This is a genomic window from Streptomyces sp. UW30 (assembly GCF_008042075.1).
In the GTDB taxonomy this organism is placed as follows: Bacteria; Actinomycetota; Actinomycetes; order Streptomycetales; family Streptomycetaceae; genus Streptomyces.
This window is the reverse complement of the sequence record NZ_RDBN01000023.1, coordinates 53686-79720: the sequence shown is the minus strand read 5'-3', so window position 1 is coordinate 79720 and position 26035 is coordinate 53686. Positions and strand designations below refer to the sequence as shown.

1 protein-coding gene (cut by a window edge) is annotated in these 26035 nt (G+C 73.7%); it reads right to left on the bottom strand.

Features of this window, described 5'->3' with window-relative positions; genetic code table 11:
- The coding region annotated (locus EAO75_RS13620; RefSeq protein WP_187284423.1) for a type I polyketide synthase crosses the window boundary (this coding region is incomplete at its 5' end): on the bottom strand, positions 1-26035 show 26035 of its 35434 nt. Its footprint begins 9399 nt before the window's first position.

The window sequence follows — 26035 nt, the reverse complement described above, 5'->3', positions numbered from 1 at the left end:
GCCGGTGACGCCGCCGGGGAAGCGGCAGCCGATGCCGACGACGGCGATGGGGTCGTCGGCGACGGCACGGGCCTGCGGCGCCACGGCGTCGGGTGTGGGCTCCCGAAGGTCCCCGAGGAGTTCGCCGAGCAGGAAGTCGGCCAGGTGCTGCGGGGTGGGGTGGTCGTAGATCAGGGAGGCGGGCAGCGTGAGGCCCGTGGCCGCGGCGATGCCGTTGCGCAGTTCGAGGGTGGTCAGCGAGTCGAAGCCGAGGTCGCGGAAGGTCCAGTCGGCCTCGACGGTCCGCTGGTCGGCGTGGCCGAGGACGGCGGCGATGCGGTTGCGCAGCAGGTCGAGCAGGGTCCGGCCGCGTTCGGCGGGTGCCAGCGCGGCCAGTCGGGACCGCAGGTCGTCCTCGCCGGAGTCGGCCGACGCGTCGTCGGCCGGTACGGGCCCGGCGAGTTCGGTGAGGAGTGCGGCCGAGGCGGGTTGCAGGGCGGCGAGGCGTGACCAGTCGATGTCGGCGACGGTGACCGCCGTCTCGCCGTGGGCGACCGCGTCCAGCAGGGCGTCGACGCCGAGTTCGGGGTCGAGCGGGGTGAGTCCGGCGCGGCGCAGCCGGCGGTCGATGTCCTCCCCGGCCGCCATGCCGGAGCCGGCCCAGGGGCCCCAGGCGATGGCGGTGGCGGGCAGTCCGTCGGCGCGCCGACGGGCGGCGAGCGCGTCGAGCCGGGCGTTGGCGGCGGCGTAGTTTCCCTGTCCGGCGGCGCCGAGGACTCCGGCGGTCGAGCTGTACAGCACGAACGCGGTCAGCGGCAGGTCGCGGGTGAGCGCGTCGAGGTTCTCCGCGGCGGTGACCTTGGCACGCAGTACGGCCGTGAAGTCGTCCGGGGTGAGGGCGTCGAGGACGCGGTCCTCGACGATGCCGGCCGTGTGCAGTACGGCGGTGAGCGGCGCGTCGGCGGGCAGGTCGGCGAGGACGGCGGCGAGCGCGTCGCGGTCGGCCGCGTCGCAGGCGGCCAGGGTGACGCGGGCGCCCAGCGCGGTCAGTTCGTCCCGCAGCTCGGCGGCGCCGGGCGCGTCGGGGCCGCGGCGGCTGAGCAGCAGCAGGTGCCCGGCGCCCTCGCGGGCGAGGCGGCGGGCGGCGTGGGCGCCTAGGGCGCCGGTGCCGCCCGTGATGAGGACGGTGCCGTCCGGGTCGGCGAGGCCATGGGCCGGCGTCTGCGGGGTCTCGCGGTGCGGTGCCCGGACGAGCCTGCGGACGTACACGCCGGAGTCCCGTACGGCGGTCTCGGCGTCGCCGCCGGCCAGTACGGCCCGCAGCCGGCGTGCGGCGGCGGCGTCGACCCGGTCGGGCAGGTCCACCAATCCGCCCAGGAGGCCGGGGTGTTCGAGGGCGACGACCCGGCCCAGTCCCCACACCCCGGCCTGGGCGGGGTCGCGCACGGGCTCGCCGGCGCCGAGGACGGAGACGGCGCCACGGGTGACGCACCACAGGGGCGCGTCGAGTTCGGCGTCGCCGAGTGCCTGACAGGCGGTGGCGGTGAGCGCGGGGGCATCCTCGGCGGCGAGCGCGAGCAAGGACAGTACGCCGGTGAACGGACCGTCGAGGTCGCGGAGTTGGGCAGCCGTACGCTCGCGGTCGCCACCGACGGTGACGCATGTGACGGGCGTGCCGAGCGCGGCGAGGATGTCCTCTGCCCACTCGGGGTCGCCCAGGCCCTCGGGCAGCAGCGCCAGCCAGGTGCCGGTGAGAGCGGCCGTGGTGGGCTGGGCGGGCCGCCAGACGACGTGGTGGCGCAGGGCGTCGAGGCGGGCCCGGTCGTGGCGGCGCCGACGCCAGGCGGCGAGGGCGGGCGTGAACGACCGGGCGGCGTCCGTGTCGAGGCCGAGCTGTGCGGCGAGGGCGGTGGTGTCCTCGCGTTCGACGGCGGACCAGAAGGCGGCGTCGGCGGGGTCGGCGGCGAGGGCCGGTGCGCCGGCGCCGGGCTCGGGCCAGTAGCGCTGGCGCTGGAAGGCGTAGGTGGGCAGGTCGAGGTGATCGTCGGTCACGTCCGCGGCGGCGAGGAAGGCGGCCCAGTCCACGGTGACGCCGTGCACATGGGCGCCCGCGATGGCGGTGGTCAGCTGCGGGATCTCGGCGCGGTCGCGGCGCAGCAGCGGTACGACGGCGGCCGACGCGCCCGTGGCGGGGTCGTCGTCGAGGACGGCCCGGGTCATGCCGCTGAGGACGGCGTCGGGGCCGATCTCCAGGAACGTCCGCACACCACGGCCGGTGAGGGTCGCCACGGCGTCGGCGAACCGCACGGTGTCGCGCAGGTGCCGGACCCAGTGGCCGGGGGTGGCGAGCTCGTCGTCGGTGATGACGTCGCCGGTGCGGGTGGAGACGAGCGGGCGCACGGCGGGTGCCGGCCGGATGCCGGCGGCGGCCTCGGCGAACCCGTCGAGTACGGCGTCCATGCGGGGCGAGTGGAAGGCGTGGCTGACGCGCAGCCGCCGGGTGCGGTGGCCGCGTGCGGCGAGGGTGGCGGCGACGGCCTCGACGGCGTCCTCGTCGCCGGACAGGACCAGCGAGGCGGGGCCGTTGACGGCGGCCACGGAGACCCGCTCGTCGAGCAGCGGGGTCACCTCGTCCTCGGTCGCGGCCACGGACACCATCGCGCCGCCCTCGGGCAGCTGGGCCATGAGCCGGGCGCGGGCGGCCACCAGGGCGCAGGCGTCGGCCAGTTCGAGCACTCCGGCCGCGTGGGCCGCGGCGATTTCGCCGACGGAGTGCCCGGCGACGTAGTCGGGTGCGATGCCCCAGGACTCGACGAGGCGGTACAGCGCGACCTCGAAGGCGAAGAGGGCGGGCTGGGTGTAGCCGGTGTGGTCCAGCAGCGCGGCCTCGGGGGTGCCCTCGGGCGCGAACATCACGTCCCTCAGGGGCACGTCGAGCCCGGTGTCGAGGTGGGCGAGCGCGGCGTCGAGGGCGTCGGCGAACACCGGGTGGCGGTCGTAGAGTTCCCGGCCCATGCCGAGGCGCTGGCCGCCCTGTCCGGTGAAGAGGAACGCGACGCGTCCGCGTCCGGCGCCGGGCGCGGCCGGCTGGACCACGGCCGGGTCGGGCTCTCCGTCGCGCAGGGCGCGCAGGCCCCGCAGCAGCTCGTCCCGGTCGTGCGCGACCACTGCGGCCCGGCGCTCGAAGGGCGAGCGGTGCAGGGCAAGAGCGGCGGCGAGGCGGTCGAGCGGGAGGTCGGGGCCCTCCTCGACGAAGGCGAGGAGGCGGGCGGCCTGGGTGCGCAGGGCGTCGTCACCGCGGCCGGAGACGAGCATCGGCAGCGGACCTGCGTGCTCCAAGTCCTCGGTCGTGGCGGGAGGTTCGCCCTCGGGGGCCTGTTCCAGGACGGTGTGCACGTTGGTCCCGCTGATCCCGAAGGAGGACACGGCGGCTCGGCGCGGCCGTCCCGTCTCGGGCCAGTCGGTGGCCTCGGTCAGCAGCCGCACCTCACCCGCGGTCCAGTCGACGTGCGAGGAAGGAGTGTCGGCGTGCAGGGTCGGCGGCAGCATCCCCTGCCGCAGCGCGGTGACCATCTTGATGACACCGGCGATGCCCGACGCGGCCTGGCTGTGCCCGATGTTGGACTTCACCGAGCCGAGCAGCAGCGGGCGTTCGCGGTCCTGGCCGTAGGTGGCGAGCAGGGCCTGTGCCTCGATCGGGTCGCCGAGGGCGGTGCCGGTGCCGTGGCCCTCCACGGCGTCGACGTCGCCCGGCTCCAGGCGGGCCCCGGCGAGGGCGGCGCGGATGACGCGCTGCTGGGCGGGCCCGTTGGGCGCGGTGAGGCCGTTGGAGGCGCCGTCCTGGTTGACGGCGGAACCGCGGACCACGGCGAGCACCGGGTGCCCGTTGCGTACGGCGTCGGAGAGCCGTTCGACGAGGACCATGCCGACGCCCTCGGCGAGCGCCATACCGTCGGCGTCGTCGCCGTACGCCTTGCAGCGGCCGTCGGGAGCGAGGGCGCGCTGGCTGCTGAAGCCGATGAAGGTGTTCGGGGTGGCCATGAGGCTGACGCCGCCCGCGAGCGCGAGGTCGCTCTCGCCGCCCCGCAGCGACTGGCACGCCAGATGCAGGGCGGTCAGGGAGGAGGAGCAGGCGGTGTCGAGGGTGACGGCCGGGCCCTCCAGGCCGAGCAGGTAGGCGACACGGCCGGACAGGACGCTGGTGAGCGAGCCGGTCACGGCATGCCCGTCGGCGCTCTCGCCGTGGGCGGCCGGGTAGTCGTGGTAACTGGCGCCGATGAAGGCGCCGGTACGGCTGCCGCGGATCGTCTCGGGCACGATCCCGGCCCGCTCGAAGGCCTCCCAGGACGTCTCCAGGAGCAGGCGCTGCTGCGGGTCCATGGTCAGGGCCTCGCGGGGCGAGATACCGAAGAACACCGGGTCGAAGTCGGCGGCGGCGCGCAGGAATCCGCCCTGGACGGCGTAGGTGCGGCCGGGGGTGTCGGGGTCGGGGTCGTACAGCGCGTCGACGGGCCAGCCTCGGTCGGTGGGGAAGCCGCTGATGGCGTCGGTGCCGGACATGACGAGGTCCCACAGGGCCTCGGGCGAGTCGACGCCGCCGGGGTAGCGGCAGCTCATGCCGACGATGGCGATCGGTTCGTCGGCGGTGACGGCGACGGGCGCGGCGGGTCCGGCTGCCGCGGTGCCGGTGTCGTCGAGGAGGGTGCGCAGGAACGCGGCGAGCGCGGCGGGTGTCGGGTGGTCGAAGACGAGGGTGGCGGGCAGGGTGAGCCCGGTGGCCGAGGCGATGCGGTTGCGCAGGTCGACGGCGGTGATCGAGTCGAAGCCGGCGTCGCGGAAGGCCCGGCGCTCGGACAGGTCGTCGGGTCCGGCGAGGCCGAGGACGGCGGCGGCCTGCCCGCGCACGGTGTCCAGCAGCAGCCGGTCGCGTTCGGCGGCGGGCAGTGCGGCCAGCCGGGCCGCGAACTCGCTGTCGGCGGACGCCTGTTGCCGGTCGGCGCTCTCGACGGCCCGCCGGGTCTCGGGCACGTCGTCGAACAGCCGGGTCTCGCGGACGGACGTGAAGACGGGGTAGTAGCGGTCCCAGTCGACGTCGGCGACGGCGAGGACCGCCTCGTCGTCGTCCAGGGCTCGGCGCATCCCGGCGAGTGCGAGGTCGGCGTTCATGAACACCAGGCCGGTGCGGCGCACTTGGTCGGGGGCGACCCGGCCGACGCCGAGTTCGTTGGCCCAGATGCCCCAGTGCACGGAGGTCGCCTTCAGGCCCCGGGCCCGGCGCTCGGCGGCGATCGCGCCGAGGTGGGCGTTGCCCGCGACGTACGCGGCATGCTGGCCGCTGCCCCACAGTCCGGCGACGGAGGAGAACAGCACGAACGCGTCGAGGTCGTCGTCGCCGAGCAGCGCGTCGAGGTTGCGGGCGCCGTCGACCTTGGCGTGCAGGACGCGGGAGACGGCGGCGAGGTCAGTGTCGGCGAGGGTGTGCAGCTCGATGACGGCGGCGGCGTGGATCACCGTGCGCAGGGTGTGCCCGTCGGCGCGCAGCCGCTCCAGGAGTGCGGCGAGGGCTGCGCGGTCGGTGATGTCGCAGGCGGCGACGGTGACCTCGGTGCCCGACTCGGCCAGTTCGGCGACGAGTTCGCCGGCGCCGGGCGCGTCTGGGCCGCGGCGGCTGACCAGGACGATCCGTTCGGCGCCCTGGGCGCAGAGCCAGCGGGCCACGTGCGGGCCGAGGGTGCCGGTGCCGCCGGTGACGAGGACGGTGCCGCGCGGCTTCCATCCGTCGCCCGCCGGGCGCTCGCCGATGCGGTCCCGGACGACGCGGCGGGCGAACACCCCGGAGGAACGCAGCGCGAGTTGGTCCTCGGCCGTGTGCGCGCCGCCCGCGAGGAGCGCGGCGAGCCTGCGTGCGGCCCGCTCGTCGAGGGTGTCGGGCAGATCGACGGTGCCGCCCCAGAAGCGGGGGTGTTCCAGTGCCGCGGTCCAGCCGATGCCCGCCGACTGTGCCTGCACGGGCCGGGTGACCCGGTCGGCGCGCCCGGTGGCGGCGGCGCCCCGCGTCAGCAGCCACAGCGGGCAGTCGGCTTCGAGGTCGCCGAGGGCCTGGACGAGGACGACGTTGAGGGCGGTGCCGAGGACGGCGCCCGGATGGCCGGGGCAGTCCTGTTCGGCTTCGGCGAGCAGGGAGACGATGCCTGCGATCGGGGTCGTATCGCCGTCGGACTCCCCGTGGCCCGCGTCCCGCAGCAGTTCGGCGAGGGCCTCGCGGTCGAGGTGGGTGTCGTCGAGCGCGAGCCGCACCGGCTCGCCGCCGTGCGCGGCGAGCGCCGCCGTGACGTCCGCGCCGTCGTGGCCGTCGGCGGTGACGACGAGCCAACGCCCGGTGGCCGCACCGGAGGGCACGGACAGCGGCACCCAGCGCACCTTGTACCGCCAGTCGTCCAGCGTGGACCGCTCGCTGCGGCGCCTGCGCCAGGCGGTGAGGCCGGGCAGTACGGCGGCCAGCGCGTCCTCGGTGACGTCGAGGTCGCGGGCGAGCCCCGGCAGGTCGGACTCCTCGACGGCGTCCCAGAAGGCGGCGTCCTCCGTGCCGGCCCCGTCCGGGCGCGCGCCGGGGGTCACGGGCGGCACCCAGAGCCGCTGGTGCTGGAAGCGGTAGGTGGGCAGGTTCACCCGGCGCCGGGCGCCGCCGCCGTACGCGGCGCTCCAGTCGACGTGCACACCCCGCACGAACGCCTCGGCGAGCGAGGCCAGTACGCGTCGCGCGTCGTCCTCGCCGCGCCGCAGCGTGCCGCCCACGTACGCGGCGACGCCCGCCTCGTCGACGGAGCCCTGGATCCCGAGGGTGAGCACGGGGTGGGCGCTGATCTCGATGAACGCCCGGTGCTGGGCGGCGAGGAGCCGTTCCACGGCGGGCCCGAAACGGACGGTCTGGCGCAGGTTGCGGTACCAGTACGCGGCATCCGTGCCGCCGTCCGCGCCCGGGTCGCCGAGCCACTCCCCGGTCACCGTGGACAGCATCGGGATGCGGGGCTCGCGCGGGGTCACGGGGGCGAGCACGTCGAGGAGTTCGTCGTGCAGGTCGGTCACGTGCGCGGAGTGCGAGGCGTAGTCCACGGGGATCTTGCGGGCCCGTACCCCGTCGGCGGTGAGCGCGTCGTGCAGGGCGTCCAGCGCCTCGGGGTCACCGCAGACCACGACCGCGCCGGGCCCGTTGACCGCGGCGACGGTCAGCCGGTCCTCCCACGGCTCCATGCGGGCGGTGGCCTCGGCGACGGGGAGCGGCACCGACATCATGCCGCCGCGTCCGGCGAGGGTGCGGCCGATGGCCTGGCTGCGCAGCGCCACGACACGGGCGCCGTCCTCCAGGGAGAGCGCCCCCGCGACGACGGCCGCGGCGATCTCACCCTGCGAGTGGCCGATCACGGCGTCGGCGCGGACGCCGTACGCCTCCCACACGGCCGCCAGGGACACCATCACGGCCCAGGTGACGGGCTGGACGACGTCCACCCGGTCGAGTCCGGGCGCGCCGGGTTCCTGGCGGAGTACGGCGGTCAGCGACCAGTCGACGAACGGGTCGAGGGCGAGGGCGCAGGAGGCGATGCGCTCGGCGAACACCGGCGACAGGTCGAGCAGGCGCGCGCCCATGCCGTCCCACTGGGTGCCCTGGCCGGGGAAGACGAACACGGTACGGCCGTCGACGTCGGCCTCGCCGTGCACGACGGGCGCGGCGGGTTCCTGCCCGGCGAACGCGCCCAGCGCGGCGGCGAGTTCGGCGGCGTCGGTGCCGAGGGCGACGGCACGGTGGTCGAGGAGCGAGCGGGTGGTGAGGAGGGCGTGGCCGGTGTCGGCCGGGTCGTCGGCGGGCCGTGCCGTGACCTGCGCGGCGAGCGCGGTGGCCTGGTCGCGCAGGGCGCCGCGGGCGCGGGCGGACAGCACCCAGGGGAGGGCGCCGGATACGGGAGGCGCGGTGGTCATCGGAGGCTCGGCAGCCGTCGGCAGTCCGTCCGGTGCCTCCTCCAGGACCGCGTGCGCGTTGGTGCCACTGATGCCGAAGGAGGATACGGCGCAGCGGCGGGGACGCCCGTTCGCGGGCCACTGCCGCTCCTCGTCGAGCAGCCGCAGCACACCGGACGACCAGTCGATGTGCCGGGACGGCGTGTCGACGTGCAGGGTGGGCGGCAGGACGCCGTGCCGCAGCGCCAGCACCATCTTCATGATGCCGGCGACACCGGCGGCGGACTGGGCGTGCCCGATGTTGGACTTCACCGAGCCGAGCCACACCGGCCGCTCCGGGTCCCGGTCCCTGCCGTACGTCGCGACCAGCGCCTGCGCCTCGATCGGGTCGCCGAGCGCGGTGCCGGTGCCGTGCGCCTCCACGGCGTCGATGTCGTCCGGGGTGACATGCGCGTTGGCGAGGGCCTGCCGGATGACGCGCTGCTGGGAGGGCCCGTTGGGCGCGGTCAGGCCGTTGGAGGCGCCGTCCTGGTTGACGGCGGAGCCGCGGATCACGGCGAGCACCGGGTGCCCGCCCCGCACGGCGTCGGAGAGCCGCTCCACGAGCAGCAGCCCGACGCCCTCGCCGAGGGTCATGCCGTCGGCACCGTCCCCGAACGCCTTGCAGCGTCCGTCGGCGGCGAGMGCMCGCTGCCTGCTGAACGCCACGAACGAGTCCGGCGTCGTCATGACCGTCGCACCACCGGCCAGCGCCAGCGTGCTCTCGCCGCTCCGCAGCGACTGGCAGGCCAGGTGCAGGGCGACGAGGGAGGAGGAGCAGGCGGTGTCGACGGTCACGGCAGGACCCTCCAGCCCGAGGACATACGACAGCCGGCCCGACAGCACGCTCGGGCTGGACCCGGTGACCATGTGCCCCTCGCTGCCCTCCCCTGCGCCGCGCCCGTAGTCCTGGTAGCTGGAGCCGACGAACGCCCCGGTGCGGCTGGCGCGCAGCGTGCCCGGGTCGATACCGGCGCGCTCGACGGCCTCCCACGCGGTCTCCAGCAGCAACCGCTGCTGCGGATCCATCACCAGCGCCTCACGCGGCGAGATCCCGAAGAACGCGGGGTCGAACTCGCCCGCCCCGTCGAGGAATCCGCCCTGTGTCGAGTACGTCGTCCCGCTGCGGTCGGAGTCCGGGTCGTACAGCCCGGAGGCGTCCCACCCGCGGTCGGCGGGGAACTCCCCGATGGCGTCCGTACCGGAGGCGATCAGCTCCCAGAAGGCTTCCGGGGAATCGACGCCGCCGGGGAAGCGGCAGCTCATGCCGATGATGGCGATCGGCTCGTCGGACACGTCGGCGGCGGTGGCGACGACGTCGACCCCGTCGCCCTCGGCAAGTATCTCCCCGAGCAGGTGCCGGGCCAGGGCGAGCGGCGTCGGATGGTCGAAGACCATGGTGGCCGGCAGCGGCAGGCCGACGGCCGCAGTGAGCCGCTTGCGCAGTTCGACGGCCATGAGCGAGTCGAAGCCGTGCTCCTGGAAGGCCCGTTCGGGCTTGACGGCGTCCGGCCCGGGATGCCCGAGCACGGCCGCCGCGTGGGTGCGGACGACGTCGAGCACATACGGCAACCGGTCGCCCTCACGGCCCGCCAGCAGCCGCGTGCGCAACTCGGCCGCGGCACCGGCGCGTTCCTGCCGCGCCTGCTGGGCGGCGGCCGCGATCTGCCGGGCGCCGGGCAGCGAGGTGAGGGACGCGGTGTGCCGCAGCGCGAGCATGCCTTCCAGCAGCTCGGCGTCGGAGAGATCGGCGACGACCGTGTCCGGCGCGCTCTGCGCGACCAGTTCGGCCATGGCGGTCAGCGCGAGCTCCGGTTCCAGGGAACGACCGGAGGCGTGCCGCCCGAGCCGTCCCTCGGCGGCCATCCCGGCCCCGCTCCACGCGCCCCAGGCGAGGGAGGTGGCCGGGAGCCCGGCCGCGACTCGTCGGCGGGCCAGCGCGTCCAACGCGGCGTTCGCGGCGGCGTAGTTGGCCTGGCCCGGGTTGCCGACGGCACCCGCGAGAGACGAGAACAGCACGAAGGCGTCCAGTTCCCGTTCCCGGGTCAGCTCGTCGAGGACCTCGGCGGCGGTCACCTTGGCCCGGAACACCGCGTCGAACCGCTCCGGAGTCAGGCTGTGCAGCACGCCGTCGTCCAGGACCCCGGCCGTGTGTACGACGGCGGTGAGCGGCGCTTCGTCCGGGATGGCGGCCAGCAGCTCGCCGAGCCCTGCCCTGTCGGCGATGTCGCACGCGGCGAGGGTGACGTCGACGCCGAGTGCCGTCAGCTCCTCCTCCAGCGCCGCCGCACCGGGCGCCTGCGGTCCACGCCGGCTCACCAGCAGCAGCCGCTCGGCCCCGCTCCCGGCGAGCCGGCGGGCGACATGAGCGCCGAGGGCGCCGGTGCCGCCGGTCACGAGGACGGTGCCGGAGGGCCGCCAGGAGGTGGGGTGCTCGTCGGACCGCTCAGGGGCTGACGCGGCGACGAGCCGTCGCCCGTACGTTCCCGACTCCCGTACGGCGACCTGGTCCTCGCCGTCGGTGCGCGCGAGCACGCTCAGGAACCGGCCCAGCGACTGCTCGCTCGGCTCCTGCGGCAGATCGACGAGCCCGCCCCAACGCTCGGGATGCTCCAGCGCGATGACCCGGCCGAGTCCCCACACGGCGGCGGCCGCCGGTTCGGGCAGTCCGGGTGCGGCGTCGTCCGCGGCCGGCACCGTCACGGCACCACAGGTCACCGCCCACACCCGGGCGTCGAGGCCGGCCTCCTCCAGGGCCTGCACGAGCGTGGCCGTACCGGTCACCGACACCGGGACTCCGGAGTCCCGTACGTCGGTGGCGGCGGCGAGCAGCGACACCACGCCGGCGACAGCGGCACCCTCGTCGAGACTGGCCACGGTCTCCCGCACCCGACCCGCGAGGTCGTCCCGCTCGTCGTCGGCCCCGACTTCGAGCAGCACGGTCTGTTCGCCGAGCGCCGCCACGATCGACCGCACCCAGGCGCCCTCGCCATGCCCCTCCGGCACGACGGCCAGCCAGGGCCCACCGTCACGCACTCCCACCGCGACGGCGTCCCCGAGCGCCTGCCACGTCTCCCGGAACCGCAGCGCGTCCATGGCCGACCGCATCCGCCGACGGCCACGCCAGGCCGACAGCGCGGGCACCACGTCACTCAACGCCTCGATGTCGACACGCAGTTGAGTCGCGAGACCATCCACGTCGGCGTCGTCCACGGCCGCCCAGAACTCCGCCTCGGCGGGATCGGTGAGGCTGCCGACGGTGGCGGACAGTGCGGTGGCTGCTCCGGACTCGGGCCAGTAGTTCTGGCGTTGGAAGGGGTAGGTGGGGGCGTCGGTGAGGCGGGCGCCGGTGAAGACTGAGGGCCAGTCGACGCTCACGCCATGGGTGAAGAGGCGGGCGAGGGCCGTGAGGGCGGCGGCTTCTTCCGCGCGGTTCTTGCGCAGGAGGGGGGCTACGAGGGTGTCCTCGGGCGCCGTTTGCTCGATCAGGGCGGTGAGAGTGCCGTCCGGGCCGATCTCCAGGAACCGGGTGACGCCCTGATCGGTGAGGGCGCGGATGCCGTCGGCGAACCGGACGGTCTCGCGGACGTGGCGGACCCAGTAGTCGGCCGTGTCCGGAGTGGCCAAGGTGCCGGTGAGGTTGGAGACGAGCGGGATACGCGGCGCGTGGAAGCGCAGAGCCGAGATCGTCGCGCGGAACTCGTCGAGCATCGGCTCCATCAACGGCGAGTGGAAGGCATGCGAGACCCGCAGACGGGTCGTGCGGCGGCCGTCGGGCAGCGCGCCGGCGACCGCGAGCACCGCCTCCTCCACACCGGAGAGCACGATCGAGGACAGGCCGTTGACCGCCGCGACGGACACCTCGTCGGTGAGGTGGGGCGTGATGTCATCCTCGGTGGCCTCGACCGCCAGCATCAGCCCGCCCTCGGGCAGCGCCTGCATCAGACGCGCCCGCGCCGACACCAACGCACACGCATCCGTCAGCGACAGCACGCCCGCGACATGCGCGGCCGCGATCTCCCCGACGGAGTGACCCGCGAGGTACTTCGGAGTGACGCCGAGGGAGGTCACCAACCGGAACAGCGCCACCTCGATCGCGAAGAGCGCCGGCTGGGTGAACTCCGTGCGATTCAGCGCGAGTTCGTCGTCGCCCCAGATCACGTCACGCAAGGCAGGGTCGAGCCCGGCCAGGACCTCGTCCAGAGCTTGGGCGAACACCGGGAAGCGGGCATACAACTCCCGCCCCATACCGAGACGTTGAGCACCCTGGCCCGAGAACACGAACGCCAGCGGCCCCTCGACCGCCACTCCCCTACCGGCCTCGGCGACACCCTCCGCAGACGCCAACAGCACCGCCCGGTGCGCGAACCGTGCACGACCGCCCGCCAGCGTGTACGCGACGTCCACCGACGGCTCAACCGTCCGCAGCTGCTCGATCTGCGCGTCCAGCGCCTGCTCCGACCGCGCCGACACCACCAACGGCAGTACGGGCGGAGCCGGCACGTCAGTCGCCGGCTCCGCGTCCCGCCACTGCTCCAGGATGACGTGGGCGTTGGTGCCGCTGAGCCCGAAGGACGACACACCGACGCGGCGCGGGCGGTCGCTGTCCGGCCACGGAACCGGCTCCCGGACCAGCTCCACCGCACCCACCGACCAGTCCACATGGGACGACGGCGCATCCACGTGCAGGGTCGGCGCGACTGTGCCGTGCTGCATCGAGAGGATCGACTTGATCAGACCAGCGGCACCGGCGGCTGCCTGGGTGTGGCCGAGGTTGGACTTCACCGAGCCCAGCAACAGGGGCCGTTCACGGTCCTGGCCGTAGGTCGCCAGCAGGGCCTGCGCCTCGATCGGATCACCGAGAGTCGTACCGGTGCCGTGCGCCTCCACCACATCGACGTCGCCGGCGTTCAGCGCCGCCGACGCGAGCGCCTGCCGGATCACGCGCTGCTGCGAGGGACCGTTCGGCGCGGTCAGCCCGTTCGACGCACCGTCCTGGTTCACCGCGCTGCCCCGCACCACGGCGAGAATGCGGTGACCGTTGCGCACGGCATCCGACTGCCGCTCCAGCAGCAGCACGCCGACACCCTCGGCCCAGCCGACACCGTCAGCGGATTCGGAGAACGCCTTGCAGCGCCCGTCCGGTGCCAGCCCGCCCTGTCGCGAGAACTCCACGAAGGTCGTCGGCGTCGACATGACCGTCACACCACCGGCGACCGCCAACGAGCACTCACCACCACGCAACGCCTGCGCAGCCAAGTGCACCGCCACCAGCGACGACGAACACGCCGTGTCGATCGAGACGGACGGGCCCTCCAGGCCGAGGGTGTACGCGACGCGCCCGGAAACGACGCTCGGGGAACTGGCGTTGCCGCGGAAGCCCTCGAATTCCGGGCCGGCGAGCAGGTGGGCGTAGTCGCTGTACATGACGCCCGCGAAGACGCCGGTCTGGCTGCCACGCAGCGACGTCGGGTCGATACCGGCCCGTTCTATCGCCTCCCACACCGACTCCAGCAGCAACCGCTGCTGCGCGTCCGTCGCCAACGCCTCCCGCGGACTCATCCCGAAGAACTCGGGGTCGAACCCGCCGACGCCGTTCAGGAAGCCGCCCTCGCGGGCGGAGGAGGTGCCGCTGTGCTCCGGGTCCGGGTGGTAGAGCCGTTCCAGGTCCCAGCCACGGTCCTCCGGGAAGCCGGAGACCGCGTCCCCGCCCTGGGCCACCAGCCGCCACAGATCCTCCGGAGACGACACGTCGCCCGGGAACCGGCAGGCCATGCCCACGACCACCACCGGGTCATCGGCCACAGCCGCCACCGCCGACGCCACCGGAGGCGCCGCACGCGACCCGAGCACCTCGTCCAGCAGGAATCCGGCGAGCACGCTCACCGTCGGATAGTCGAACACCAGCGTCGCCGGCAGCCGTAGCCCGGTCACCGACTGCAAACCATTGCGCAGTTCGACGGCCAGCAGCGAGTCGAAGCCCAGGTCGCGGAAGGACCGCGCGTCGTCGAGACCGGCCGGGCTCTCGTGGCCCAGGACCAGCGCCACCTGCCCCCGCACGAGGTCCAGCAGCACTTCACGCCGCTCCACCTCGTCCAGGCCGGTGAGCCGCTGAAGCAGACCGCCCGCCGCGACCACCCGACGGCGCGACCGCACCAGCCCACGCAGCATGGCGGGTACGTCACCGCGGTCGCGGATCGTGCGCAGGTCGAGCGGGATGGGGAGGACGACGGCCGCGTCATGGGCCATGGCTGCGTCGAAGAGCGCGAGCCCCTGCTCGGGCGTCACTGCGGGGAAGCCGGTGCGGGCGAGGCGTTCGCGTTCGGCGGGGGCGAGGTCGCCCGTCATGCCGCTGCCGTCGAGGTCCCACGGTCCCCACACGAGGGACGTGGCGGGCAGGCCGAGGGTGCGTCGGTGCTCGGCGAGATCGTCGAGGAAGGCGTTGGCGGCGGCGTAGTTGGCCTGTCCGGTGCCGCCGAAGGTGCCGGCGGCGGAGGAGACGAGGACGAAGGCCCGGACGTCGGGCAGGAGTTCGTGCAGGTGCCAGGCCGCGTCGGCCTTGGGACGCAGGACGCAGTGCAGTCGCTCGGGGGTCAGCCCGCCGACGAGCCCGTCGTCGAGTACGCCCGCGGCGTGGACGACGGCCGAGACACGCCGCCCGGCCAGGGCGTCGGCCAGCGCGGCACGATCCGAGACGTCGCAGGCCAAGGCGTCGACCTGGTCCGCCCCCAACTCCCGCAGTTCGGCGGCGAGTTCGGCGGCGCCCGGCGCGTCCGCTCCCCGCCGGGACAGCAGCACCAGCTCGCGCACGCCGTGCGAGCGCACGAGGTGCCGGGCCAGGACCGCGCCGAGACCTCCGGTACCGCCGGTCACCAGGACGGGGCCGCTGTCCGTCCAAGGGCCGGTCGAGTCGGGGGGCGCGGTGGCCCGTACGACCCTGGGGGCTTCCAATCGGCCTTCGCGTACGGCTACTTCGGGCTCGTCGAGGGCGAGGGCGCGGCGCAGCAGGTCAGCGTCGGCCTCGTCTCCGGCCGGCAAGGACAACAGGCCGACACGCCCGGGGTGCTCGTTCTGCACCGTGCGCAGCAGACCGCGTACGGCACCGAGGACCGGTTCGGGCACGCCTGTGGTGGTCACGACGAGGCGGGCGTCGGGGTGCCTTTCCTCATCGAGCCACTCCTGAACGAGCCGCAGGACATGGGCCGTTGTGTCGTGCAGGGCCGTGACGACGTCGGCAGCCGTGGTCTCGGTGTCGGCCGGGACAAGGGCGACGACGGCACCGGGGAACGAATCGGCGAGGGAGGCGAGATCGGCGTATGCGGTGGCGCCCGATGTCTCGGCGGCGAGCCGTTCGGCTTCCTCGCCGCCCAGGACGGCGAGAGGGCCGTCGTAGGGCTCGGTCGTGGAGACCTGCGTCCATGCGATCCGGTACAGGTCACTGCTCGCCCGGCCCGCCGAGAGACGCTCGTCGGCCGGGCGGACGGCCAGCCGGCTCACCGACGCGACGGGGTTGCCGTCCTCGTCGGCCACGGTCACGGCGATGCTGCCGGTTCCGGTGCGCATGAGTCTGGCCCGCACGGCGGAGGCGCCGGTCGCGTGCAGGGACACGCCCTCCCAGGCGAACGGCAGCAGGCTGCCCGCCTCCTCGGCCTCCCCTCCGGCGAAGGCGGCGGCGTGGAGCACGGCGTCCAGGAGAGCCGGGTGCAACCCGAATCCGCCGGTCGGAACGTGCTCGGGCAACTCGGCCTCGACGAACACCTCGTCGCCACGGCGCCATACGGCGCGCAGGCCCTGGAACACCGGCCCGTACGCGAACCCGTCCTCCGCCCGCGTCTCGTAGAAGCCGTCGAGTTCCACGGGGCGCGCTGCGGCGGGCGGCCACGCCGACACGTCGAGGGTGTGCGGGGCGTCCTCCTGCGCGGCAAGGGTGCCGGAGGCGTGCTGGGTCCAGGGCAGGTCCTCGTCGGCCGTGTCGGGGCGGGAGTGAACGCCGACGGAGCGACGGCCGTCCTCGTCCGGTGCACCCACGGCGATCTGAATCCGTACGGCCGCACGCGGGCCGAGGACCAGGGGCACACCGAGGGACAGTTCCTCGACCCGGCCGCATCCGRCCTCGTCACCCGCGCGCAGCACCAGGTCCAGGAAGGCGGTGGCCGGCAGCAGGACGTTGCCGTGCACTTCGTGGTCGGCGAGCCAGGTCTGCGTACCCGCCGACAGACGTCCGGCGAGAACCACCCCGTCGGACTCCACCAACGGCACGACCGCCCCGAGCAGGGGGTGCCCGACGGGTTCCAGACCCAGGGCCACGGCGTCCTGGAGCGATGCGGTGACGGCGGGCCAGTAGTTCTGGCGTTGGAAGGGGTAGGTGGGGGCGTCGGTGAGGCGGGCGCCGGTGAAGAGCGAGGGCCAGTCGACGCTCACGCCATGGGTGAAGAGGTGGGCGAGGGCCGTGAGGGCGGCGGCTTCTTCGGGGCGGTTCTTGCGCAGGAGGGGGGCTACCAGGGTGTCCTCGGGCGCCGTTTGCTCGATCAGGGCGGTGAGAGTGCCGTCCGGGCCGATCTCCAGGAACCGGGTGACGCCCTGCTCGGTGAGGGCGCGGATGCCGTCGGCGAAACGGACGGTCTCGCGGACATGGCGGACCCAGTAGTCGGCCGTATCGGGAGCGACGAGGCTGCCGGTGCGGTTGGAGACGAGCGGGATGCGCGGCGCGTGGAAGCGCAGAGCCGAGATCGCCGCGCGGAACTCGTCGAGCATCGGCTCCATCAACGGCGAGTGGAAGGCGTGCGAAACCCGCAGGCGGGTCGTGCGGCGGCCGTCGGGCAGCGCGGCAGCGACCGCGAGAACGGCCTCCTCCACACCGGAGAGCACGATCGAGGACGGGCCGTTGACCGCCGCGACGGACACCTCGTCGGTGAGATGCGGGACGACCTCGGCTTCCGTGGCCTCGACCGCGAGCATCAACCCGCCCTCGGGCAGCGCCTGCATCAGACGCGCCCGCGCCGACACCAACGCACACGCATCCGTCAGCGACAGCACCCCCGCGACATGCGCGGCCGCGATCTCCCCGACGGAATGGCCGGCCACGAAGTCCGGCCGTACTCCAAGGAACTCGGCCAGGCGGAAGAGGGCGACCTCGATCGCGAAAAGGGCGGGCTGGGTGAACTCCGTGCGGTTCAGGGCCTCCTCGTCCTCGCCCCAGATCACGTCACGCAAGGCAGGGTCGAGCCCTGCCAGGACCTCGTCCAGGGCTTGGGCGAACACCGGGAAGCGGGCATACACCTCCCGCCCCATACCGAGACGTTGAGCACCCTGGCCCGAGAACACGAACGCCAGCGGCCCCTCGACCGCCACTCCCCTACCGGCCTCGGCGACCCCCTCCGCAGACGCCAACAGCACCGCTCGGTGCCGGAACCGCGTACGCCCGGCGGCCAGCGTGTACGCGACATCCACCGACGACTCGCCCGCGTTCAGCTGCTCGATCTGCGCGTCCAGCGCCAGTTCCGACCGAGCCGACACCACCAACGGCACCACGGGCGGACGATGGACGGTGCTGGGCGCCGACACATCCGCGGGCAGTTCGAGAATCACGTGGGCGTTGGTGCCGCTCAGGCCGAAGGAAGAGACGGCGGCTCGGCGCGGACGGTCGCTGTCCGGCCATGGCACCGGCTCACGCACCAGCTCCACGGCACCCGCAGACCAGTCGACATGGGACGACGGCTCATCGACGTGCAGGGTTCGCGGGACGGTGCCGTTGCGCATCGCCAGCACGCTCTTGATCACACCGGCGACACCGGCGGCGGCCTGCGTGTGGCCGAGGTTGGACTTCACCGAGCCCAGCAACAGGGGCCGTTCACGATCCTGGCCGTACGTCGTGAGCAGGGCCTGCGCCTCGATCGGATCACCGAGAGTCGTACCGGTGCCGTGCGCCTCGACCACATCGACATCAAGGGCCGACAGCCCGGCGGACGCCAGCGCCTGCCGGATCACCCGCTGCTGCGAGGGACCGTTCGGCGCGGTCAGCCCGTTCGACGCACCGTCCTGATTCACCGCACTACCGCGCACCACGGCGAGAATGCGGTGACCGTTGCGCACGGCATCCGACTGCCGCTCCAGCAGCAGCACACCGACACCCTCGGCCCAGCCGACACCATCGGCGGCGTCCGCGAACGCCTTGCAGCGCCCGTCCGGTGCCAGCCCACCCTGCCGCGAGAACTCCACAAACGTCGTCGGCGTCGACATCACCGTCACACCACCGGCCAACGCCAACGAACACTCACCGCCACGCAACGCCTGCGCAGCCAGATGCAGGGCCACCAGCGACGACGAACACGCGGTATCGATCGTCACCGTCGGCCCCTCAAGGCCCAACGCATAGGCGACACGACCGGACGCGATGCTCGGGGAGCTGCCGCTCCCTCGGAAGCCCTCGAACTCATCGCCGGAGAGCAGGACGCCGTAGTCGTTGTACATGAGGCCGGCGAAGACGCCGGTCTGGCTGCCGCGCAGGGACGTCGGGTCGATACCGGCTCGTTCTATCGCCTCCCACGCGGACTCCAGCAGCAACCGCTGCTGTGCGTCCGTCGCCAACGCCTCGCGCGGACTCATGCCGAAGAACTCGGGGTCGAACCCGCCGACTTCGGCAAGGAACCCGCCGGCACGAGCGGACGACGTACCGGTGTGCTCCGGGTCCGGGTGGTAGAGCCGCTCCAGGTCCCAGCCCCGGTCCTCCGGGAAGCCGGAGGTCGCGTCCACACCGTCGCTCACCAGCCGCCACAGATCCTCCGGCGACGACACACCACCCGGGTACCGGCAGGCCATGCCCACGATCACGACGGGGTCGTCGGCGACCGCCGCCACCGGAGCGACCGGGGCCACGGCATGCGATCCGAGCACCTCGTCCAGCAGGAAACCGGCGAGCACGCTCACCGTCGGATAGTCGAACACCAGCGTCGCGGGCAGGCGCAGCCCGGTGACCGACTGCAACCCATTGCGCAGTTCAACAGCCAGCAGCGAATCGAAGCCCAGATCGCGGAAGGACCGCGCGTCGTCAACCCCCGAGGCGCTCTCATGGCCCAGCACCAGCGCCACCTGCCCCCGCACGAGGTCCAGCAGCACCTCACGCCGCTCCACCTCGTCCAGACCGGTGAGCCGCTGCAGCAGACCACCTGCCGCGACCAGCCGCCGACGCGACCGCACCAACTCACGGAAGACGGGCGGAACTTCGCCAAGGCCGCGCACGGCACGCAGGTCGAGCGGCACGGGCAGGACGACCCGCTCGCCCGTCCGCAGCGCCGCGTCGAACAGTGCCAGGCCCTGGTCGACCGTGATCGCGGGGATGCCCGTACGGGCCATCCGCTGCGGGTCGGCCGTCATGCCTCCGGCGTGCTGCTCCCAGGGGCCCCATACGAGGGACACCGCCGGCAGGCCCAGGTCCCGGCGCAGGGTCACCAGGGCGTCGAGGAAGGCGTTGGCCGACGCGTAGGCCGCTTGGCCGACGCTGCCGAGCACACCGGCGATGGAGGAGAAGACGATGAACGGCGTGTCGTCGGGGAGGAGTTCGTGCAGGTGCCAGGCGGCGTCGACCTTCGGGCGCAGGACGGACTCCAGGCGGGCCGGAGTCAGAGTCCCGACGAGACCGTCGTCGAGAACACCCGCGGCATGCACCACACCCCGCACCGACCGACCCGCCAGCACACCCGCCAACGCGTCCCGATCCGCCACATCACACGCGACAGCATCGACCTGAGCGCCCAACTCCCCCAGCTCGGCAACGAGTTCACGCGCACCCGGCGCATCCAGGCCACGCCGCGACAGCAGCACCAGCTCACGCACCCCGTGCACCCGCACCAGATGCCGAGCCACCACCGCACCCAGACCACCCGTACCACCGGTCACCACCACAGCACCCGGACCGGCCCACTCCACCCCCATCTCACCCGACCGACCGGCACGCGCGAGACGAGGGGCGACGACGGCGTCACCGCGCACGGCGGCATCGACCTCGTCGACGGCCACCGCACGCAGGGCGGCGCCGAGTTGATCCGGTCCGGCGTCCGTGGCGTCCAGTGCCGCGAACCGGCCCGGATACTCGGCCGCAGCCGACCGCACGAGCCCGCGTACAGCGGCGGAGACCACCGCCGAGCACTGTGTCAGCACGACCAGCCGCGCACCGCGGAACCGTTCCTCGGCGACCCACGTCTGCACCAGGTCCAGCACCCGCGCCACGACGGCGTGGGTCTGACCGGCCACGTCCACCGCCGTGTCTGCGCCGACTCCTACGGCGGCCACGACCAGCCCCGGAACCGGGCGGTCGGCGTCGGCGGCCAGCTCATCCAGGTCGGGGTGGCTCCGGACGTCGGCCACCGCGTCCCGCACCAAGCCACCGAGCGCCTCGTCGGCGCCGATCAGCGCCACGGCGGAGAGCTCGGCCGCCGTCTCCGGCACCTCGGTCCAGTCGACCCGGTACAGCGCCGCGTCCGCTGCCGCACTCGCCCCGCCGAGCTGTTCGCTCGTGACCGGCCGAGCCACCAGCGCGGCCACATGCGCCACCGGGCGTCCCTCGGCGTCGGCGAGATCGACGGCGACGGCATCCCGGTCGTCCCGCCGGACCAGCCGGGCCCGCACCTCGGTCGCGCCGGACGCCAGCAGCGAGACGCCCTCCCAGGCGAAGGGCAGGGCGGGGTCACCGGATCCGTCGGCAGCGGCGAGGGCGTGCAGGGTGGCGTCGAGCAATGCCGGGTGCAGGCCGAACCCGCCGGCATCGGTGCCGGTCGGCAGTGCGACCTCGGCGAACACCTCGCCGCCGCGCCGCCAGACACCCCGCAACCCCTGGAAGAGCGGGCCGTAGGTGAGTCCGGCGTCGGCCAGGTCGTCGTACAGCTCACCCGTCTCCACGGGCTGCGCACCGGCCGGCGGCCACTGGGCGGCATCGGACCACTCGGTCCGCGTCGGTGCGTCGGAGAGGACACCTACGGCGTGCTGCGTCCAGGGAGCGTCTGCGACCGCGTGGTCGGGACGCGCGTACACCGTCACCGGGCGGCGACCGGCTTCGTCGGTCTCCGCGACCCGCACCTGAATCTGCACGGCGCTCGTGTCCGGGACCACGAGAGGGTTGGACAGGGTGAGCTCGTCGAGGGCGCCGAAGCCGACCTCGTCGCCGGCCCGCACCGCCAGTTCGACGAAGGCCGTGCCCGGAACGACCACCCGCCCGAAGACGACATGATCGGCCAGCCACGGGTGTGTGGCCATCGACAGCCGCCCGGACAGCACCACGTCGTCGGAGTCGGCGAGCGATACCGCGGCCCTGAGCAGCGGATGGTCGGCGGCCGCCAGACCCGCGGCCCGCACGTCCCCGGAACCGGTGACGTACCCGCCGACCGGCCAGTAGTCCTGGCGCTGGAAGGGATAGGTCGGGACGTCGACGAGTCGTGCGCCGCTGAAGAGGGCGGACCAGTCCACCGGCACGCCGTGCGTGAAGAGTTGCGCGAGGGCCGTGAGCGCCGCGCCCTCCTCGGGCCGGTCCTTGCGCAGCACGGGTACGACGACCGTTTCGTCCACGACGGACTGCCGTACCAGCGCGGACAGCACGGCGTCCGGACCGATCTCCAGGAAGCGGGTGACGCCCAGGTCGGTGAGGGTGCGGATGCCATCGGCGAACCGGACGGTCTCGCGGACGTGGCGGACCCAGTAGTCGGCCGTGTCCGGGGCGTCGAGGGTGCCGGTGAGGTTGGAGACGAGCGGGATGCGCGGCGCGTGGAAGGTGATGCCGGACAGGGCCTGCTCAAAGTCCGCCAGCATCGGGTCCATCAACGGCGAGTGGAAGGCGTGCGAGACCCGCAGCCGTGTCGTGCGCCGGTCCGGCACGGCGGCGGCCACCGCGAGAACGGCCTCCTCGGTCCCCGAGAGCACCACGGAGGAGGGCCCGTTGACCGCCGCGAGGGACACGTCGTCGGTGAGGTGCGGCGTGATTTCATCCTCGGCGGCCTCGACCGCGAGCATCAAGCCGCCCTCTGGCAACGCCTGCATCAGCCGAGCCCGCGCCGACACCAGCGTGCACGCGTCCGCCAGTGACAGCACCCCCGCGACATGCGCGGCAGCAATCTCCCCGACGGAGTGACCCGCGAGGAACTTCGGAGTGACCCCGAGCGAGGTCACCAGTCGATACAGCGCCACCTCTATCGCGAAGAGCGCGGGCTGGGCGAACTCCGTACGGTTCAGGGCGAGTTCGTCGTCGCCCCAGATCACGTCACGCAGGGCCGGGTCGAGCCCGGCCAGAACCTCGTCCAGGGCCCCGGCGAACACGGGGAAGCGGGCGTACAACTCCCGCCCCATCCCCAGACGTTGAGCACCCTGACCGGGGAACACGAACGCAAGCGGCCCCTCGACCGCCACTCCCCGGGCCGCCTCGGTGACGCCCTCCGCAGACGTCAGCAACACCGCGCGATGCTCGAACCGGGCCCGGCCCGCTGCCAACGTGTAGGCGACGTCCACCGAGGGCTCTGCCGCCCGCAGTTGCTCGATCTGCGCGTCCAGCGCCTGCTCCGACCGAGCCGACACCACCAGCGGCAGTGCCTCGAACTCGCCTGCCATCGGCGTCGGTTCGGCATCCGGCCCTGCCTCCAGGATGACGTGGGCGTTGGTGCCGCTGAGCCCGAAGGAGGAGACACCTACGCGCCGGGGCCGGTCGGTGTCCGGCCAGGCCATGGGCTCACGCACCAGCTCCACCGCACCCGCAGACCAGTCCACATGTGAGGACGGCGCATCCACATGCAGGGTGCGCGGGACGACGCCGTGTCGCATCGCGAGGATCGACTTGATGACACCGGCGACACCGGCGGCTGCCTGGGTGTGGCCGAGGTTGGACTTCACCGAGCCCAGCAGCAGGGGCCGTTCGCGGTCCTGACCGTAGGTCGCCAGCAGGGCCTGTGCCTCGATCGGATCGCCGAGAGTCGTACCCGTTCCGTGTGCCTCGACGGCATCCACATCGGAGGCCGACAACCCCGCGGACGCAAGCGCCTGCCGGATCACCCGCTGCTGCGAGGGACCGTTCGGCGCGGTCAGGCCGTTCGAAGCACCGTCCTGATTGACTGCACTGCCCCGGACGACCGCCAGAATCCGATGCCCGTTCCGCACCGCATCCGACTGCCGCTCCAGCAGCAGCACACCCACACCCTCGGCCCAGCCCACCCCATCGGCCGCATCCGAGAACGCCTTGCAGCGCCCGTCGGGGGATAGCCCTCCCTGCCGGGAGAACTCCACGAATGTCGTCGGCGTCGACATCACCGTCACACCACCGGCCAACGCCAACGAACACTCCCCCGACCGCAACGCCTGCGCGGCCAGGTGCACGGCCACCAGCGATGACGAACACGCCGTATCGATGGACACCGTCGGCCCCTCGAAGCCGAACGTGTACGCAACACGGCCGGAGGCGATGCTCATCGCGCTCCCGTTGCCGCGCAGGCCCTCGAACTCGCGGCCGTCGAGGAGGAGTCCGTAGTCGTTGTACATGACGCCCGCGAAGACGCCGGTCTGGCTGCCGCGCAGCGACGTCGGGTCGATGCCCGCCCGCTCGATGGCCTCCCACGCGGACTCCAGCAGCAACCGCTGCTGCGCGTCCGTCGCCAACGCCTCCCGAGGACTCATCCCGAAGAAGTCCGCATCGAAGCCACTGGCATCCCGAAGGAAGCCGCCGGCGCGGGTGGACGAGGTGCCGACGTGCTCCGGGTCCGGGTGGTAGAGCCGCTCCAGGTCCCAGCCACGGTCGGGCGGGAACTCGCCGACCGCGTCCACGCCGTCCGACACCAGCCGCCACAGGTCCTCCGGCGACGACACACCACCCGGGTACCGGCACGCCATCCCGACGACCACCACCGGATCGTCGTCGGCCACCGCACCCAACGGCACCACCGGGGCCGCGTCCTGCGCCCCCAGCACCTCACCCAGCAGGAATCCGGCGAGCACGCTCACGGTCGGATAGTCGAACACCAGCGTCGCCGGCAGCCGCAACCCCGTCACCGACTGCAGCCCATTGCGCAGCTCAACAGCCAGCAGGGAATCGAAGCCCAGATCGCGGAACGACCGCGACGCATCGACGCCCAACGCACCCTCGTGCCCCAGGACCAGCGCCACCTGTCCCCGCACCAGATCGACCAGTACCTCGCGCCGCTCCACCTCGTCGAGGGGGGCGAGCCTGCGGACCAGGTCGGGTGTGCCGGTGCCGCTGCTCGCGGTGCGACGGCGGGGGCGTACGAGTCCGCGCAGGAGTGCCGGGATCTCGGTGCGGGCCCGTGCTGCCCGCAGGTCCAGCGGGACAGGGAGGACTACCTCGGCACCGGTTGCGAGGGCCGCGTCGAAGAGGTTCAGTCCCTCGTCGGCGGACACGGGGCGGATGAGCGAGGTCTCGTCGTGCGCCTGCGTGGGCTGCCCGACCGCCATGCCCGCGCCGTCGAGCAGCCACGGTCCCCAGGCCAGGGAGACCGCGTGCAACCCCTGGGCACGGCGGTGGGCGGCGAGTGCGTCGAGGTAGGCGTTGGCGGCGGCGTAGGCGGTCTGGCCCACGGGGCCGAAGGTGCCGGCGGCGGACGAGATGAGGACGAAGGCCTGGACGTCGGGGAGGAGTTCGTGCAGGTGCCAGGCGGCGTCGGCTTTCGGGCGCAGGACGGACTTCAGGCGGGCCGGAGTCAGAGTCCCGACGAGACCGTCGTCCAGGACTCCCGCGGCATGCACCACACCCCGTACCGACCGCCCCGCCAGCACACCCGCCAGCGCGTCCCGATCCGCCACATCACACGCGACAGCATCGACCTGTGCGCCCAACTCCCCCAGCTCGGCGACGAGTTCACGCGCACCCGGCGCATCCACCCCCCGCCGCGACAGCAACACCAACTCCCGCACCCCGTGCACCCGCACCAGATGCCGAGCCACCACCGCACCCAAACCACCCGTACCACCGGTCACCACCACAGCACCCGGACCGGCCCACTCCACCCCCGGCTCGCCCGACCGACCGGCACGCGCGAGACGGGGAACGGTGACGCGGCCGTCCGCGAGAGCGGTCTCCCGTTCGTCTGTGGCGAGGGCCCGGCGCAGCAGCGTCCCGTCCACGGGGTCGGTACCGAGGATCAACAGGCCGATGCCGCCGGGGTGTTCGGACTCGGCGGCGCGCAGCAGGCCGCGGACGGCGGCCGTCGCGGGGCGGTCGTCGCGCAGGGCGATGACCAGGCGGGTGGCGCGCAGGCGCTCGTCGTGCTGCCACTGGCGGACCAGGTCGAGGGCCCGGGTGGTGAGGGTGTGGAGTTCGGTGACGGGGTCGCCCCCGGCGGGGTCGGCCACGAGGGGGGCGAGGATCACGTCGGGCAGGGGTGCCGCGTCCGCGAGTTCGGTGAGGTCGGCGTGGACGGGTACGCGGGCGCCACCGAGAGCGTCAGCGAACTCCTCGGCGATCGAGGCGTCGGCAGGGTCGGCGAGCAGGGCGAGGGGTCCCTCGTAGGAGGCCGGCGCGGCTGCGTGCTCGGTCGGTATCCAGTCGACTCGGTACAGGGCGTCCGCAGCCGTCCCGGCGCTAGGGCGAGCGGCGTCGAGCGGGCGCGTGGTGAGGGCGTCCACGGTCAGGACGGGTGCCCCCATGGTGTCCACGACGTGGATCTCGACGGTGTCCTCGCCCTGCGCCGCGATGCGGGCGCGCACCTTGGTGGCACCGGTGGCGTGCAGGCCGACGCCTTCCCAGGCGAACGGCACACCGAGGCGGCCGTCGCCGGCGTGGGCGAGGGCGTGCAGGAGGGTGTCCAGCAGGACGGGGTGGAGGGCGAAGCCGGCGGTGCGGTTGCCGGCGGGGAGTTCGGCCTCGACGTACAGGTCACCGCCGCGGCGCCACAGAGAGCGCAGGCCGCGGAAGGCGGCGCCGTAGGCGAAGCCGTGGTCGGCGAGGGCGTCGTAGGCCCCGTCGAGGGGGACGGGTTCGGCGCCGGCCGGGGGCCATTGGGTGGTGTCCAGGGCCGCGGGTGCGTCGGTTTCCGTGCCGGGGCTGAGGCGGCCGGTGGCGTGGGCGGTCCAGGGGTGGTCG